The following is a 16599-nucleotide window of genomic DNA, read 5'->3' as shown; positions in this document are numbered from 1 at the left end:
TTAGGCCAGGGGGTCGTATGCGCATCTGCGGCATCAAGTTGACACATGACGGGGCAGTTGCTGTCGTCGAGGACGGGCAGCTTGTGTTTTGTACCGAGCAAGAGAAACGCGGCAACAATCCGCGCTATCAGTCCATCGACAATCTCGATGCAGTTGTGCTCGCATTGGCAGAGCATGGCCTGGATCCGCGAGATATTGATCAGTTCGTCATCGACGGCTGGGATGGGGAGATCGAATCGCAATTCCAGGTCCTCAGTGGGGCGGTGCCGATCGCGCTGAAAGGGGCGCCATATGTCGAGCGCCATGCCGAGGGCCTTTTTGATTCCGTTGACGGCTTTGGCTTGATCCTTGGCGGCAAGGTGTTTCCCTATAAGAGTTACCCGCACGTCACGGGCCACGTCGCGTCAGCGTATAGCACCAGCCCCTTCGCCATCTCGGGAAAGCCCGCGTTCTGTCTGGTATGGGACGGCAGCATCTTTCCACGGCTTTACTATGTTGAACCTCGGGGCGCGCGGCTCATAGGGTGCCTGTTTCCGATGATCGGTCACGCCTACGCTGCCGCCGGCCTTCACTTCGGGCCGTACAGGCAGCCGGATCGCGCCAATTGGGACTTAGGCATCGCCGGTAAGCTGATGGCTTACGTCGCGCTTGGCTCTGTCGACGAAAGCATTGTGGCGGTGTTTCAGGAGCTCTACGAAAGGCGCTTCGCGGCGGACACGGAACAGGCTCGCCGCTACCGCGCGGACATCTCCAATGCGGAAGCGTCGCTTGCAGCGATGCACGAGTTTTTCGAGGCGAGCGCACTGCACCTGAAGGCCAAACCAGCGGAGGACGTCCTTGCGTCGTTTCATGTGTTCCTGGAACGTCTTCTTGTTCAGGAAATCGCGATGGTTTTGCTGCGGTATTCGTCGCTTCCGGGAGCGCGAAATCTATGTGTAGCCGGGGGGTGTGGTCTCAATATCAAGTGGAATACCGCGCTTCGCGCAACGGGACTGTTCGATGATGTCTGGGTGCCGCCATTTCCGAATGACAGCGGCTCGGCAATCGGTGCTGCTTGCAGTGCGATAGCGGCGCAAAGTGGGTTCGCGCCGCTGGAATGGTCGGTCTACAGCGGTCCGGCCCTGCAGACCAGCGAAATTCCGTCAGAATGGGAGGCCGCGCCGTGTAGTCTGCGTGAGCTGGCGGCCATTCTCGCCGGCAACAAGCCAGTAATCTTTCTTTCCGGGCGCGCCGAGCTTGGGCCGCGGGCGTTGGGCGGCAGAAGCATTCTTGCAGCCGCGACCTCGCCTGCGATGAAGGATCATCTCAACGACATCAAGCGTCGCGAGCACTTTCGGCCGGTTGCGCCGATCTGCCTGGAGGACCGGGCGCCAGAGATATTCAGCCCGGGTACGCCAGATCCTTACATGCTGTTCGATCACCAGACTCGAGCGGAATGGCGCGACAAGGTCCCCGCTGTCGTCCATCTGGACGGCTCTGCGCGATTGCAGACAATTTCACGCAACTCTCCGCACAAGATCGCCGAGCTCCTCGTCGAGTTTGAGCAACTCACGGGCATTCCGCTACTCTGTAACACGAGTGCCAACCTCCACGGACGTGGGTTCTTCCCGGATGCTGCCGCAGCCTGCCAATGGGGACGCGTCGAACATGTCTGGTGCGACGGCCTGCTCTGGACCAAAACGGTCGTACGCAAGCCAACGTCGGCTGAACGACTTCTGCCTGCCTAAGATGAGCATGTCCACCGTAGCAATCGACCTTGCCGGCGTAAGAAAGGCCTTTGGCGACAAGACCATCGTCAATGAGCTATCGTTCTCGGTCGCGCGCGGAGAATGCTTCGGCCTGCTCGGCCCCAACGGAGCTGGCAAGAGCACGATTGCTCGTATGCTCCTCGGCATGATCTCGCCGGACGCAGGCAAGATTGCAGTCCTTAATGAGCCTGTGCCGGCACGCGCTCGTGTAGCACGTGTGCGCATCGGCGTGGTGCCGCAGTTCGATAACCTTGAACTCGAGTTCACGGTACGAGAGAACCTGCTGGTGTTTGGTCGTTACTTCGGCTTGAGCGCTCGCAAGATCGAGGCAGTCGTGCCGTCGTTGCTTGAGTTCGCGCGTCTCGAAGGCAAGGCGGACATGCGCGTCGCCGAGCTGTCCGGTGGCATGAAACGGCGGTTGACGCTGGCGCGTGCATTGATCAATGACCCACATCTGCTGGTGATGGACGAGCCGACGACTGGTCTAGATCCACACGCACGCCATCTGATCTGGGAACGCCTGCGAGTTCTGCTTTCGCGTGGCAAGACGATCCTCTTGACCACACACTTCATGGAAGAGGCAGAACGCCTATGCGATCGGCTGTGTATCCTCGAGGGTGGACGCAAGATCGCTGAAGGCAAGCCCGACGCCTTGATCGACGAGCATATCGGCTGCAACGTGATCGAGATCTTTGGCGGTGATCCTCATGAGCTCTGTGAGCTGATCAGGCCTCATGCGCGACACATCGAAACGAGTGGAGAGACACTCTTCTGTTACGCTCCATATCCGGAGCAGATACGCGTGCTACTGCGCGGGCGAGCGGGCCTTCGTATTCTGCAGCGTCCGGCAAATCTCGAAGACGTGTTTTTGCGGCTGACCGGGCGCGAGATGGAGAAGTGAGCGATGGGTGAAGGTTATACGGCGGTGATGCCCGCTAACGCGTACAACTGGATCGCGGTGTGGCGTCGAAACTTCCTAGCATGGAGGAAAGTCGCACTTGCATCGGTTCTTGGCAACCTCGCGGATCCCATAACCAATCTATTTGGCCTTGGCTTTGGCCTCGGGCTGATCGTGGGGCGCGTCGAGGGAACCTCTTACATCGCGTTTCTGGCGGCGGGCATGGTCGCGACCAGTGCCATGACAGCTGCGACCTTTGAAACCTTGTATGCAGCCTTTGCTCGCATGGATTCCGCGCGCACCTGGGAAGCTATTCTGTCCACACAGCTCACGCTTGGCGATATCGTTCTAGGGGAATTGGTGTGGGCGGCCAGTAAGTCCGTTCTGGCTGGAACTGCGATCGGGATTGTTGCTGCCACGCTGGGTTATGCATCCTGGCCGTCCATTTTCTATGCGGTGCCAACAGTCGCCCTTACCGGCCTTGTCTTCGCCAGCCTGGCGATGGTCGTCATATCTCTGGCGCCAAGTTACGATTACTTCGTGTTTTACCAGACGCTTGTCCTTACCCCTATGGTGTTTCTGTGTGGTGCGGTGTTTCCGATGAGCCAACTGCCCGGCTCATTTCAGCACTTCGCCGGTTTGCTGCCGCTCGCACATTCGGTCGACCTCATTCGTCCGGCGATGCTTGAGCGCACAGCCGACGGCGCTGCCCTGCATGTCGGTGCGCTTTGCATGTACGCGATATTGCCCTTCTTCGTATCGACGGCACTGTTTCGGCGCCGCCTGCTGCGTTGACATGAAACTCTGCGAAAACGGAGAAAGCTCAATCGATGGGGTCGCACGACGCCCTCTGCGGTGGCGCGAGACGACCCGACCTGCCACAGCAGTAGCTGTATGGATTTAAAAGGACGCGATCAAGCCAGGTTACGGCCGCTTGTTCGGTTGATCGGTGCGAGCGCCAGCCCCTCAATTGCGCTCGCCGATCGCTACGCGTCGGGACTGATTTTGCGAGAGTCCGGGTTGTGCTGTCTGGCCCTGCGCAGCCGACGCAACGCGACAGTCCGGACTACGTAGGTGGAACGGCAGTTGACATTCCTGTCATGATTAAATGGAGAAGGTGATGTTGTGTCTGGGAGTGAGTGGCGGTCTGGATAGAGTCTATGAAAGCTCGCCCGAGCTACCGAATACATTTCTGCACGACGGCGCTGCAGTTCTTGTGCGGGATGGCCGCGTTATCGCTGCCGTCGAAGAGGAGCGTCTCAATCGGGTCAAGCACTCCAACAAGTTCCCCAGCAACGCGATCCGATACTGCCTTTCTACTGCAGGAGTCGAGCTTGGCGAGATCGACCGTATCGCGTTCTACGCGACTGAAGCCTACTGCAATACGATGCTCGAGCGCCTGTGTGTTTCCCAGCCCATTCCGTTGGACGCCAAACTAGTGCTGCGGCAGCTGCTGGCAAGGGAGTTCGGTGCCGAGGTCGACGCGTCGCGGGTTTCCTTCGTAAATCACCACGAAGCCCATGCCGTGAGCGCGTTTGCCATGTCTGGGTTCGAGCAAAGTCTCATTTTTGCGGTCGACGGCGGTGGCGATTTTCTCTCGGGCCTCTTGGCTGTTGGGTCGGGCACCGACATTACGCGACTCGCTAGCTTCCCAGAACATAACTCTCTGGGGCTGTTCTATCTCGAGACGATCCGATATCTCGGCTACGGGTTGTTCGACGAGTACAAAGTGATGGGACTTGCCCCCTACGGTGACCCCACTCCCTATCGCGAGCTCTTCGCGCAGTTCTACGAGTTGTTGAACAATGGTGGCTATCGCGTCCACCTGGATCGAATCGGTCCGGCCCTGCTCCGCAGCATCCTGGTCCGGCGAAAGGGAATGCCATTCACGCAGCAGCATCGGGATGTCAGCGCTTCGCTACAGGAGGCGTTGGAGCGGATCGTGTTTCACGTGCTGCGGCACCATCGCGAAGCGACCGGCATGACGCGCTTGTGCCTGGCTGGAGGGGTAGCGCACAACTGCACCGTGAACGGTAGGCTGCTCTATTCCGGACTTTTCGACGACATCTTCGTCCAACCCGCGGCGCACGACGCCGGTTGCGCACTAGGCGCCGCACTAATGATGTCTAACGAGTTGGGCAAGCCAGTGCCGCGCGAGCGACTGCAGGACGTCTATTGGGGGCCCGGTCTCGGGAACGAGCGAGCCATCGAACAGGAGCTCAATGCATGGTCCGGCCATCTCGATGTTCAACGAAGTGATGACATAGCGGGCAGTGCGGCCGACTGGATGGCAAATGGCGCCGTGATCGGCTGGGTTCAGGGCCGCTCTGAGTTCGGGCCGCGTGCGCTTGGCAACCGCAGCATTCTTGCGGACCCTCGGCCGGCCGAAAATAAGGGCCGGATCAACGCGATGGTCAAAAAGCGCGAGGGCTATCGTCCGTTTGCACCATCGGTGCTGGAGGAGAATGCGAGCGAGTTCTTTGAGCTCCCAGACGGCAAGCGGGAGTTTCCGTTCATGAACTTCGTGGTTCGTGTGCGTGAAGCACAGCGTAGCGTGCTCGGTGCGATCACGCACGTTGATGGTACCGCCCGGCTGCAAACAGTATCGCGCAAGACAAACCCCGCCTATTGGGATGTGATTAATGCGTTCAAGAAGCGAACCGGCATCCCAGTACTTCTAAATACGTCCTTTAACAACAATGCCGAGCCGATCGTGGAGTCCGTTTCAGACGCGATCGCCACGTTCTTGACGACTGACCTGGATGGACTTGTTGTTGGGCCCTTCCTCGTCAAGAAGCGGGCACCAACACGGCAGGATTGGTCTGCACTGAGCGTTTCATTGCCGCCCTATGCATCCCTTCATCGCGTTCGCTCCCACACAGCGCGAAATCGTCACGAAACGGTCTGCGAGATCCGCACGGGAGGTTCGGGCCACGACAGCATGCGTGTCTCACATGAGCTTTTCGAGCTGCTAATGCGGATTGAGGGTGAGGCGTCGCTCGGCTGGCTTCTCGACACAACCGAATTGGACGAGGCCAAGCGTGAAGACCTCGTGAAGGAGCTGCGGCTCGTGTGGGAGCAGCGCCGCGTCCGGCTGCATCCGCCACGCGCTGTTTGCGACTGCAATGCAACGCAAGGCGAAGCACAACCGGAGCTCATGAGTTCGGCTATGTCTACGCGTCCACCTGGGGAAGAGGCAGGCCAGCGGGTTCGGTTGCAATCGGCATCCGGCTGAGATCGGCGATGTCGACGCGACACCGTTGAATAGAAGAGGTCGAAAGCGTTGAGAGAACCCGCCACAACAGGGATATCGCTGCTATGAAGTTCTACCGACGCAGTTCGCCGGCACCGCGAATGCCGACGATGACATCGGACGAAATCATACGTGAGGCGTCTCCAATGACGTCTCATGTCCAACAGGGAGCCGGGAACGAGGCAATGCTGATACCTAGCGGTTCGAGGAATGATCGGTTTGTTGTTTCCCGGCGACGTACGGGGTTCGGCGACTGCCTATGGTCGCTCGCTGCAGCCTGGCGTTTTGCAAAGCGGACCGGACGGACGCTTGCCATCGATTGGCGGGGGTCTTGTTATCTCGATCAACCATTCACCAATGCCTTTCCAGTCTTCTTCGAACCAATTCAAGACATTGCTGGCGTACGGGTGATCTGCGACGATCAGATCAACCAGCGCTCATTTCCGGGACCATTCTTCCCGGCATGGTGGAACAAGCCCTCGATAGACTGCGTCTATCGGCCGGACGAACAGATTTTCCGGGAGCGCGATGAACTCGACCAGCTGTTCGAAAGCCAGGAAGATAGTGACGCTAGCACCGTTGTGTGCGACGCGTGCTTGATGTGGCGCTGCGATCAGGATGCTGAACGAGAAATATTTCGGAGCATCAAACCGCGATCAGAAATTCAGGCTCGGGTTGATGCCATCTACCGGGAGCACTTTGAGCCGTACAGCATGATCGGCATTCATGTTCGGCACGGCAACGGCGAGGATATTATGGGGCATGCTCCTTACTGGGCCGATCCGGAGCGCGCCTTGAGGCAGGTCTGTAATGCCATCGACAAGGCCAGGGCCTTGCCCCACGCAAAACCTGTGAGGGCCTTCCTATGCACGGACAGCGCGCTCGTCCTTGCGAAGGTTTCGTCAATATGTCCCGAGGTTTTCACGATCCCAAAACGTTTCCAGGCGCCTGAGGCCGGGCCGTTGCACAGTGCCGCGCTTGGAACCGACGGGGGCTTTTCTGCCCTCATCGAGATGTATCTCCTTGCGCGGTGCGACACCGTGATTCGTTTCCCCCCCACGAGCGCCTTCACGCGTTATGCACGCCTCTTTGCGCCACGCGTTATAGAATTCGATTTGAACGATCCGAGCCGATTGATCTTGATTGAAGACACCTCGCAAGAGCTCGTGGCCTTATGAAAGTCGTAACCGGTTTCATCGATCTGGTGGCCGCTCTTTGCATCCGGCAGTACTGTCACTATGTTTCCGCGCGGCAGTTTTTTGCCCGAACTGACGCTCCGAGGCCACCTTTCACTGCAGAAGAGAAAGATGTTGCGGCCGGAGTGCCTTCCGCTGAAGCTCGACCTCGACAAGAGTGGCCTTAACGCACTGCCGGGCGCTAAACGGTGTAACACATCTTCGTCTTCGCCTCGTGCGGACCCGCAAGCGGAACCGTCCCGGTGGCCGATCGCGGACCAAGTCATCGAAAGGTCTCCGTTGAGCCGGCGAGTTCCGTCGCGCCCGTCGGGCACACTCGCTCACGCGGACTGGCGTATTCGGAATCGACTATGTGGGGCTGGAGATTCAGTGCGCCAGCTCGTGGTCGCGAAATCGATCCGCGCGGCGATGAGTCACTGCTGGACACAACAGGGCAGAGCGCCATGAAGTGAGCGTCAGGCAAACCTTACGTGCGAAGCTGGTAACGTCAGGTTTCGATCGCAAGTTGGCAGCGACTGCTGGGGCGGCGCTATCCCGACCTATCGGTGCTCCGATGAGAGGCGCTGTCCATCCGCTCGCTCCTCCGGTTGCGCGATCACGAAAGAGAGCGCAGCCTTGTAGCGTGGTCTTAGCAGTGGGGCGAGCTTGCTCTCGGTATTTTGTAGGTGATGCACCGTCGCTGTCGCAAAGCAAACACGCCGTGTCGCGAACCCGCCAAGCGTTCCGCGTGCGCGACATTAGGACGCAAAACCGGAGCCCGTTTGCGTGCATCGTGGTGGCCCAAATCCTGCTAGGGCTTCGCCAGCGGCGCTGGAGGAGAGGAGGCGGGCGTGGGTCTCGATCTGCCAAATGACGATCCGATTGGAGGTCCGCTGTCGGCGACACACTTGGGTTGTCCCTCTCAAGCCGATAAAGTCCGCGTCCATCGGGGGGAACAAAAGGCGATGTTGCTGACCGGAGCATCGCGCGGAATTGGTCACGCCACTGCTAAACTGTTTTCGGAGGCGGGCTGGCGCATCATTTCTTGCGCGCGCCAACCGTTCGAGGGTGAGCGATGCCCGTGGGAGTCCGGGAGCGAGGATCATGTCCAGGCCGACCTCAGCAATCATCGAATGCTGCCGCGCGTAATCACTGAGGTCAAGAGACGCTTGGCGGGCGCACCTTTGCACGCGCTAGTGAACAATGCCGGCATCTCGCCGAAAACGCCCGATGGTGACCGGCTGACGTCGCTGACGACGTCGACCGAAACCTGGATGAGGGTGTTCCATCTGAATTTGGTGGCCCCGATCCTGCTGGCGCAGGGTCTATTTGACGAGCTAAGGGCCGCGTCAGGATCGATTGTCAACGTGACTTCGATTGCGGGTTCGCGGGTGCACCCGTTTGCCGGCAGCGCCTATGCGACGTCCAAAGCTGCCCTTGCAAGTCTCACACGGGAAATGGCCCACGACTATGCGCCGCATGGCATTCGCGTGAATGCGATCGCGCCCGGCGAAATCAAGACGGAGATGTTGTCGCCGGATACAGAAGCGCGGCTCGTGCCAAGTATCCCGCTGCGCAGAGTGGGAACGCCCGATGAGGTGGCTAAGGTCATCTTTTTCCTATGTTCGGACGCCGCAAGCTACGTCACAGGGGCCGAGGTGCCGATCAATGGTGGGCAACATCTGTGAAACGAGCGGGCCTAACAACGCAGCTGACTTGAGCTGCAGCAGTGGAACTTGCGTTCTACGCTAACGTCGCGCATCTATTCCGAAAAAGAAAATCAACGCACTGTAAGTTTACCGTCGTGCCATGAAAAGGTGCTACCCGTCTATGTCATCTCGTCAACACCAGGCGCTAGATCGAGAATGACATGCAAAACGAAGCTCGCAAATCCGAACAAGCTGCCAGGGAGGATGATCAAAACAACGGAGACCGCCCCATGCTGCATATCGCTTCCGCACGCGAAAGACCGACCTTACACCCGGAGACGGAGCGCGAGCTTTTGGTCGAGCCGTTGCGCGAGAGCGCTCTGACCGGGATCTTCGAAATATCGAAGATACTCACAACTCCTTGCCGGCTCGAAGTCACGTTGGCCAACGTCATCGATCTTCTGCAGTCGTTTGTGGAGATGCGACACGGCATCGTCTCACTGTTCGACGATGACGGGATGCCGGACATTACCGTGGGCGCCGGCTGGAGCGAAGGCAGCGACGAGCGCTACCGGATGCACCTGCCGCGGAAGGCCATCGACCAGATCGTCGCGACGGAGAGACCCCTTGTCGCCGAGAACGTGGCAGCCGAGCCGGCATTCGGCGCGGCGGACCTGGAAGTGCTCGGCGCCTCCGATAAAGTGCCGGTATCGTTCATCGGAGTTCCAATTCGCATTGATCCGAATGTCGTGGGTACGCTGACGGTCGACCGCATCCGTGACGACAGGTCGAGTCTCCGGCTCGATCATGACGCGCGGCTGCTTGCCATGGTCGCCAACCTGGTGGGACAGACAGTGAGGCTGCATCGGCTGTTCGCCTGCGACCGCGAGCGACTGATGGTGGAGAAGGACCGGCTACAAAAGCAATTGTTCGAGCTTAAGCAGCCTGCACGGGAGCGTAAGAAAGTACACGTCCATGGGATCATTGGCGACAGCTCGGCGCTGCGCGGGCTGCTCGAGAAGATCGCGGTTGTAGCCAAATCGAACAGCACGGTTCTGTTGCGCGGCGAATCGGGCACCGGAAAGGAACTCGTAGCCAAGGCTATTCACGAATCGTCGTCCCGCGCCAAGCGGCCTTTCGTTAAGCTGAATTGCGCGGCGCTGCCCGAGACAGTCCTGGAGTCCGAATTATTTGGTCATGAGAAAGGAGCCTTTACCGGCGCGTTTAGCTCGCGCAAAGGGCGCTTCGAGCTTGCTGACAAAGGGACGCTATTTCTTGACGAGATCGGCGAGATTTCGGCCGCGTTCCAGGCGAAGTTACTGCGAGTCCTGCAAGAGCAGGAGTTCGAGCGCGTCGGCAGCAACCAGACGATTAAGGTCGATGTTCGTGTCATAGCTGCGACCAACAAGAACCTTGAAGAGGCTGTGGCAAGGAATGAGTTTCGCGCAGACCTTTACTATCGCATCAGCGTCGTTCCCTTGCTGCTGCCACCGCTGCGCGAAAGGCGCAGTGATATTCCGCTGCTGGCCGGCGAGTTCCTCAGGAATTTCAACAGCGAGAACGGCCGTACGCTAACCTTAGAGGCGAGCGCGATCGATGTGCTGATGAACTGCGGCTTTCCAGGCAATGTCCGCGAACTCGAAAACTGCATCGAGCGCACAGCGACCTTGTCCGCCGGACCGTCGATCGTGAGAAATGACTTTGCATGCTGCCATGGCCAGTGCCTTTCCGCGATGCTGTGGAGAAGTACATCGGACGAGATGACAGTCCAACCGGCAGCGCCTGTGCCGGTGCCTGCGAAGTCCATTATCCCACTATCTGGAGCGGCCGCGCCGGTCTCGTCCGTCGGCGGCGAGGTGGCCTCGCTGGCGCCGCCCGGCACAGTCCTCGTAAGTGGCGCGAAGGTGGCCGATCGCGAGCGGGTCATTGCGGCCATGGAAAAATCTGGCTGGGTGCAGGCAAAGGCAGCACGTGTGCTCGGACTAACGCCGCGCCAGATTGGCTACGCGCTGAGGAAATACGGAATCGAGATCAAGCGGTTCTGAACCCAAGGACCATAGCCACTGGAGCTGCGACCATCACAGTTGAGGAAAATGACCAAGAGGGCAATCTCCGTCGTTCGGGGCCTCCAATCCCGTCGCAATCTGAAGGGAATGGTCCGCCTCGGCGGCAGCTTGGCCACGAGCAAAAGGATCTGTCCGCTTGTGAGAGCCGCTGTCGCAACGCGAGTTCGCTTGGTTCGTCGAGAGATGGAGTTGCTCGTCACGAAATGCAGAGCATCACCCAGGCGCCTATTCGTTCAAGAGCCCTGAGGAATGGTTCAGTTGGTCGACGTCAAGCGAGGTGTCAAGCGCATCCGCCGATCAAGCTCGAAGTGGCCAGCGGCAATTCTCGAAGCGAACCAAGCGCTGGCAGCGTCGAAACCAGACACCGTTACCGTTGAACGACCGAGCGTCAACTTCGCCCTTGGCGTTTTCACGAGATCCTCGAACACGTCTGCTCAGGGATCTCGAGCGCGAGCTCGTTAACGCAGCCTTGATCCTGTCTCAATTGTGCCCGCCTGGCCCGCTTCACCATGCCGCCGAACACGGCGGCTATTTCGCTTACGAGGCCAGACGTTTCCGTGGTGAGCCCGACTGCGCTTTGTTCACCATCAACCGGTACGTTGCCCGCTTGTGACTAACGACGGTCATCTGTCGCAAGCGATCCTGGCGTCACTCAGCGCGCGTGCCCAGCGGAACAGCGTTGTCGCAGCTCCTACGTGTGTCGGTATTCGTTCGTCAGGAATACCAAACCAGAGGGGCACATCCGCCTCGTCTAAGCCGTTGTCATAGCTAGGTGATTTCGAATCGTGTGCGATGGTACAACACTTGCTGTTCTGTCCGCAGCCATCGCAACTTTTGGAGCAACTCCGTGCACAATGTCGTCTGCATCAAACAGGTTCCCGACTCTGCGCAGATCCGCGTGCACCCCGTGACCAATACGATCATGCGTCAGGGCGTGCCGACCATCATCAACCCATATGACCTCTTCGCGCTTGAGGCCGCGCTGGAGCTGCGCGATCGGTTCGGCGGCGAGATAACCGTGCTTACGATGGGGCCGCCATCGGCCGAAGACTCATTGCGAAAAGCGCTGACCTTCGGTGCTGATCGCGCGGTACTGCTCACCGATCGCTGCTTTGCGGGCTCCGACACCCTGGCCACAACGTATGCACTGGCAACAGCCATTCGAAAAATTGGTAAGGAGTATGGCCCCCCAAACCTCATCTTTACCGGCAAGCAGACCATCGACGGCGATACCGCGCAGGTCGGACCCGGCATCGCAAAGCGGCTCGGCGTGCTGCAGCTTACCTACGTCGCCAAGGTCAGATCCCTGGATCTCACCGCCCGTACAATCGAAGCGGAGCGACGCTCCGAAGGTGGCGTCCAGGTGCTGCACACGAGGCTGCCCTGTCTCATCACCATGCTGGAGGCAACAAACCAGATTCGACGCGGCGCAATGGCGGATGCCTTGCGTGCCGCGCGCGTGCCAATCGTGAAGTGGAACGCGCACGATGCCGGTGTCGAGGACGTCTCCAAATGCGGTCTTAGGGGCTCGCCGACGGTCGTCAAGCGCGTGTTCGCTCCCTCGGCGCGGGCTGAGAAAGCTGCGCTGGTTGAGGCCACCGAGCAACCAGCGCAGGCGTTGATTGACGCCATCTTCAAGCATCAACCGAAGCTCGAAACCGATCTCGCAGCACTAGCCCGTGATACGTGATCATGAAGAGCCGTCGCGACGACAAAATGGCGAACGCGACCGTAGACCCAGCGAACGATCGATCTCGCTACTGCGAATAGTGGGCCCGGACACGAAGTGGCCCCGTCAAGGATCGTTCTCTCCGCATGGCTAGGAATCAAATGAGGTCTTCTCAAGCGTCTCACTTTGCACTGGATCAGCCATCGCGGATATTCTGCGAATATTTGACTGCGCAGGCGCGAGCTCTGTTCGGCCCGCATCCGCTCGCTGCGGAGTTGTCTGAAGACCAACTTGCCAGCCTGCTGCCTGAATACTTGGCGATGTCACAGGCGTTCCCGTACCTGCAAGCGGGGTCGCAAAAGGATCTCATATTCGATGCAATCCATCACAACCGAGACCTTCCGAGAGATATTGAACTGACCAGCGTGGTCGGAAATTTCATCTGTTGGGATGAGACGGGTGGTTATGGCCGAGTTCTCCAAGGCGGCAAGGCGGCGCTGCCCGATATTCTGGCCACTGAAAACGTCCACTCAAACCTGCTTAGACAAGATGCATCGCGACTGCTCGGCAGGGCAACACAGCCTAACTACAGCGCCACAACGAAGCGGTACCTGCATTCCCTCTTTGCCGGACTGTCATCGAAAGACCCCGTCGTGCGTTGCGCCTACATGGTCGCTTTCGAGCTGCATGCTGCGGAAATGATCCGGTCACTGTGGACTGCTCTGGTCAAGGCCTTTGATGTGCGTTTCGACGATCTTGTGTACTTCCGCAGTCATGTCGGCGGAGAAGATCCCGCGGAGAAATATCGCGGAGAAATGACAACCCGTCTCATTCGTGAACTTGTACCGGCTGGCAGCAATGGTCGTTTTTTCGATGAATTCGATCGAGCCTATCGGCTAAGTTTGCAGTGGTGCCGCGATCTGCTCCGAATTGTCGCACTCGAGGGAGATGGTCGAGCGGAGATCGAACACCAAGGCCGTCGTCATTGTCGTGCTGTCAAGTTCAGCGTCCGAGCGCCGCGAGAGCTGTCAGCAGTTCGATGCAGTTGCTCGATATGTCAAATATCTGGAGTTCTGTGTCGAGCGATGTTCTTGTCGAACTGGTACGAGGTGAGGCACTGTTCGCCGGACGCAATGCTGAGCTTGTCACCAGGCACGAGCAAGTGCCCGCTTTTCCGGGTTTGTGGCGTAGAGCCATTCTATAGGCCGGGATCGAACCCCTCCGGCTTCAGCGTAAATGTTGGATGCTTGGATAGAAGAACGACCGACAGCATAAGAATAGATGATTTTGAAGGCGAGCATTGGGAGCAGGCGTTCCGCTCGATGCACGAAGATATGAAAGCTTCCCTTGAAGATCAAGCCCTGGAGTGAACCCGAATGGCGCGCGCGGTGAATGATAGATCTGGTCTGCTTTCAGAGGACACTCTCACGAAGTACCGCATAGAGTTGTTGGTGAAGGGGACGGTCGTGGTCGGCCCGCAGACGTTGTTCACCAAAGATGACTTGGCGAGGATCGATCAGCTGCAGACTGAGATTCCCGAAGAAGAAGTACGGGTGGGAGATGCCGGCGACTCACACAATGTCTTCGTTAAACGCGTACGGGTAGATCCGCCCGGCCGCCCTCCTAGCAATGCGAATGGTACAGCTCCAAGGCAGATCATTGAACTGCTCGAAAAGAAGGACCGCAGCTTCGCGCTGAAAAAGATCTTGGGAGCATCGTCAGATTATGTGATTCGCCGATGCCAAATGCATCGTATGCCTCCTGGCTCCTTTGTTGGCATCCATTTGGATGCTGAGAGCGACCCTGATTTCGAGTACTCCGTGATTGTGCAGCTCGCCAGAGAGTTCGAGGGAGGTGAGTTTGTGGTATATCCAAGCGCTTACGAACAGCAGGTATTCCGACCGCCATTTGGGGCCGTGCTCGTCACCACATGTAAGGTCCGGCATGAGGTGAAGCCTGTACGCGCTGGGGAGCGACGATCGCTGGTGTACTTCTGTTCAAGACGCAGCGGTGTGAACCGTCGGATGATCGAAGGTTCTTCCGGTAGCCTATGAGGCGGGTTAGCTGGAACGGCCTCCGAATGAGTTGAGGAACGGGTGAACTCTCAGGAGGTGATCTCGATAGCTTGGTTCTTGCAGGAGATATCCTGTGGGATCTTCGTCGCTGTGCGATATGGGCTGCTCGCTCAGGCTCGGTGACACGTCGTCAGCGAAAGCCGCTCGGAAGAGATGAGGCTGGCACCTTTCACCATCAATGCCGATAGTCCGCGCACTGAACACTGCCATCGGGCTCCCCAATTTCCACCGAATCGGAGTGGCGCTGGGATATTGGTCGAGCGGGAACCTGGGTTCGATTGCGGAGTCCTGGGTGGCCGCCACGCGAGCGCTGATTGGACGATTGGCGCAAAGCGAGCGGCCAGACGAGGAGTCGCGGCACCTCGACGACTTCATCGCCGATCGGCCGGTACGTCAGCACCGACTCAAGGCTGATCGCGGTGTGGGGTGGCGGAGCTCACCGGAACGACCCTTGCCCACATCAGACTGTGCGGTTGGCTGACCAGTGGACAAGAGCGACAGCCAACTCCGCCTTGAGGATCTGCCGATCCGCCGATTCAGCTTTGGAAAGTGAGCGGGTGACAGACGCCGCTCACCTCGGACAGAGGCCTTTGTATCTCCTCGTAGCGCATCCTGGTTCACGGTGGGTATCGGCCTCGAGTGAGACGAAGCACACGTTCACGTCACGTCCCCAAGTACCGGTCTCAACGGCGAGTTCAAAAGCAGGGGCGAGTTCGAATGATTGGAGGGAGTTAAGATATGGTCGCTGTGATCTCAATCAAACCATTGTCAATAGCCGGTGCTGCAGATTGCGGGCTGCGGGCCGATCGCGCGCAATCACAAGGCACTCTACCGTGCCAGCCTCTTGATCAGCGGCAAGCGGGATCACGCCTTCCTTGCGTGTGCCGTCGAACAGAAATCCGTCCTCGACGAAACGATCATGCGCGGTTTGGACAGAACTTGATCGGACGTTTCTCACGGATAAAACAACGTAGCAACCGGAATAGTCGTAGCCCAGCAGGCGGACGGCAATGCTGTGTAACACCGAGCCTCCGCCCCACCGGCCGTTTGCTTCATTAAACAGCAGCCGCCCGTCGCTCGCGAAAATGGCGTCAATGTTGATCATTCCGCGATACCCTAGGGTTCGCGCAAGCTGCACAAATCGGTAGGCGTGCGTCTGGGCGGTCAACCATTGCTCATTCCTCAGGTCGCTTGGAAGCTCAAGTCCTGTCCAGATGAGAGCCCTTTCAAATCGATCGTTGCTTCGACGCAGACGTATGTTTCCACTGTTGATGAAAACGATTGAACCATCCTGCTCGATCTCATACTCGAGATAGAACGGAGACCGAGCCACGTGGTACGATTCGACGACCAACGTCTTGCACGATGCTGTTGTCATCTCAGACCAAAGTGCTTCCGGATCAAACGACGGCCAAGGAATCTGCCTGGTATCTCTTGCCCCAGGTAGTGGATCGCTCTCGTTGCTGGTCAGGACGACATTCCCGATCCCGCCCGCTCCATTGTCCAACTTGACAATCACGCTTCCGTTCTCAGACCTGAGCGAGGTGACCGCCCTAAATAGTTCGTTTGAATCCGTGGTTACGCATCCATTGGGCAAAGGAAGTCCGACACTTGTCGCCAATTGACGGAAGTGGCTCTTGCGGTTCAATAGATCAGGCCCTCGCTGCAGAGCGAAGTCGTCGCCGCTTTGCGGGATGCCCAGCAGGGCCGCCAAGCGCGCGACCCCTTCACTAGAGTAGCAGGGATGTATTCTCCAAGATGATTTCGGGTGAATATGGCTGTCGATTCGTTCAACAACAGTATTGGACAGCAGGGTGCAATCATTAAGGACCCGCGCTTGGCGGGTACCTTCAGGCACAAGCAGCAAGAGGCTCGAAGCATCGAAATTGAGCGTCGTGCCAATGAAAGATAGCAGATCTGTCGGGATGGCTACCGGAGAGACAATGAGGTCACCCTCCTGTGCAAACCAGGCTGAGCGGCAAGCCGAGTTGGCGGCAAGGGAAAGTTGAGCGGCTGTTAGATCGCCGCCCGACATTTGGGGCGTACCGGCATTCATGATTAGGATC

The 16599-nt window shown here is 58.4% G+C and carries 11 protein-coding genes; 10 read left to right on the top strand and 1 reads right to left on the bottom strand.

The genetic code is table 11. The features are described from left to right. Positions 1-17 precede the first annotated feature (17 nt). From nodU to AAFG07_RS31760, 10 genes are all read left to right on the top strand, one after another. Positions 18-1727: a nodulation protein NodU gene (gene nodU, locus AAFG07_RS31805; protein WP_342723679.1), complete on the top strand. Its 1710-nt coding sequence runs from the start codon at positions 18-20 to the stop codon at positions 1725-1727. A 1-nt stretch (position 1728) separates the two neighbouring features. Further along, complete coding sequence (gene nodI / locus AAFG07_RS31800) at positions 1729-2649, top strand: nodulation factor ABC transporter ATP-binding protein NodI (protein ID WP_342723678.1); 921 nt, start codon at positions 1729-1731, stop codon at positions 2647-2649. 3 nt (positions 2650-2652) lie between these two features. Beyond that, on the top strand, positions 2653-3441 hold the full coding sequence (locus tag AAFG07_RS31795) for an ABC transporter permease (RefSeq protein ID WP_342723677.1): 789 nt from the start codon (positions 2653-2655) through the stop codon (positions 3439-3441). Between the two features lie 325 nt (positions 3442-3766). Beyond that, on the top strand, positions 3767-5881 hold the full coding sequence (locus AAFG07_RS31790; protein WP_342729298.1) for a carbamoyltransferase: 2115 nt from the start codon (positions 3767-3769) through the stop codon (positions 5879-5881). Positions 5882-5964: 83 nt separating this feature from the next. Beyond that, positions 5965-7077, top strand: coding sequence for a nodulation protein NodZ (locus tag AAFG07_RS31785; RefSeq protein ID WP_342723676.1), 1113 nt, complete (start codon positions 5965-5967; stop codon positions 7075-7077). An 848-nt stretch (positions 7078-7925) separates the two neighbouring features. Continuing rightward, positions 7926-8762: an SDR family oxidoreductase gene (locus tag AAFG07_RS31780; RefSeq protein WP_342723675.1), complete on the top strand. Its 837-nt coding sequence runs from the start codon at positions 7926-7928 to the stop codon at positions 8760-8762. A gap of 182 nt (positions 8763-8944) precedes the next feature. Further along, positions 8945-10768 (top strand): nif-specific transcriptional activator NifA, encoded by a 1824-nt coding sequence (gene nifA / locus AAFG07_RS31775; RefSeq protein ID WP_342723674.1) that lies wholly within the window; start codon positions 8945-8947, stop codon positions 10766-10768. A gap of 868 nt (positions 10769-11636) precedes the next feature. Further along, positions 11637-12479, top strand: a complete 843-nt coding sequence (locus AAFG07_RS31770) for an electron transfer flavoprotein subunit beta/FixA family protein (protein WP_342723673.1) — start codon at positions 11637-11639, stop codon at positions 12477-12479. Positions 12480-12604: 125 nt separating this feature from the next. Beyond that, positions 12605-13828 (top strand): GFA family protein, encoded by a 1224-nt coding sequence (locus tag AAFG07_RS31765; RefSeq protein ID WP_342723672.1) that lies wholly within the window; start codon positions 12605-12607, stop codon positions 13826-13828. Positions 13829-13834: 6 nt separating this feature from the next. After that, positions 13835-14512 (top strand): 2OG-Fe(II) oxygenase, encoded by a 678-nt coding sequence (locus AAFG07_RS31760; protein ID WP_342723671.1) that lies wholly within the window; start codon positions 13835-13837, stop codon positions 14510-14512. 778 nt (positions 14513-15290) lie between these two features. On the opposite strand, the gene AAFG07_RS31755 is transcribed toward AAFG07_RS31760, so the two are convergent. Beyond that, positions 15291-16589, bottom strand: a complete 1299-nt coding sequence (locus AAFG07_RS31755; RefSeq protein WP_342723670.1) for a peptide ligase PGM1-related protein — start codon at positions 16587-16589, stop codon at positions 15291-15293. Positions 16590-16599 lie beyond the last annotated feature (10 nt).

Source organism: Bradyrhizobium sp. B097, assembly GCF_038957035.1.
GTDB lineage: Bacteria > Pseudomonadota > Alphaproteobacteria > Rhizobiales > Xanthobacteraceae > Bradyrhizobium.
This window is presented reverse-complemented; position numbering and strand designations above follow the sequence as displayed.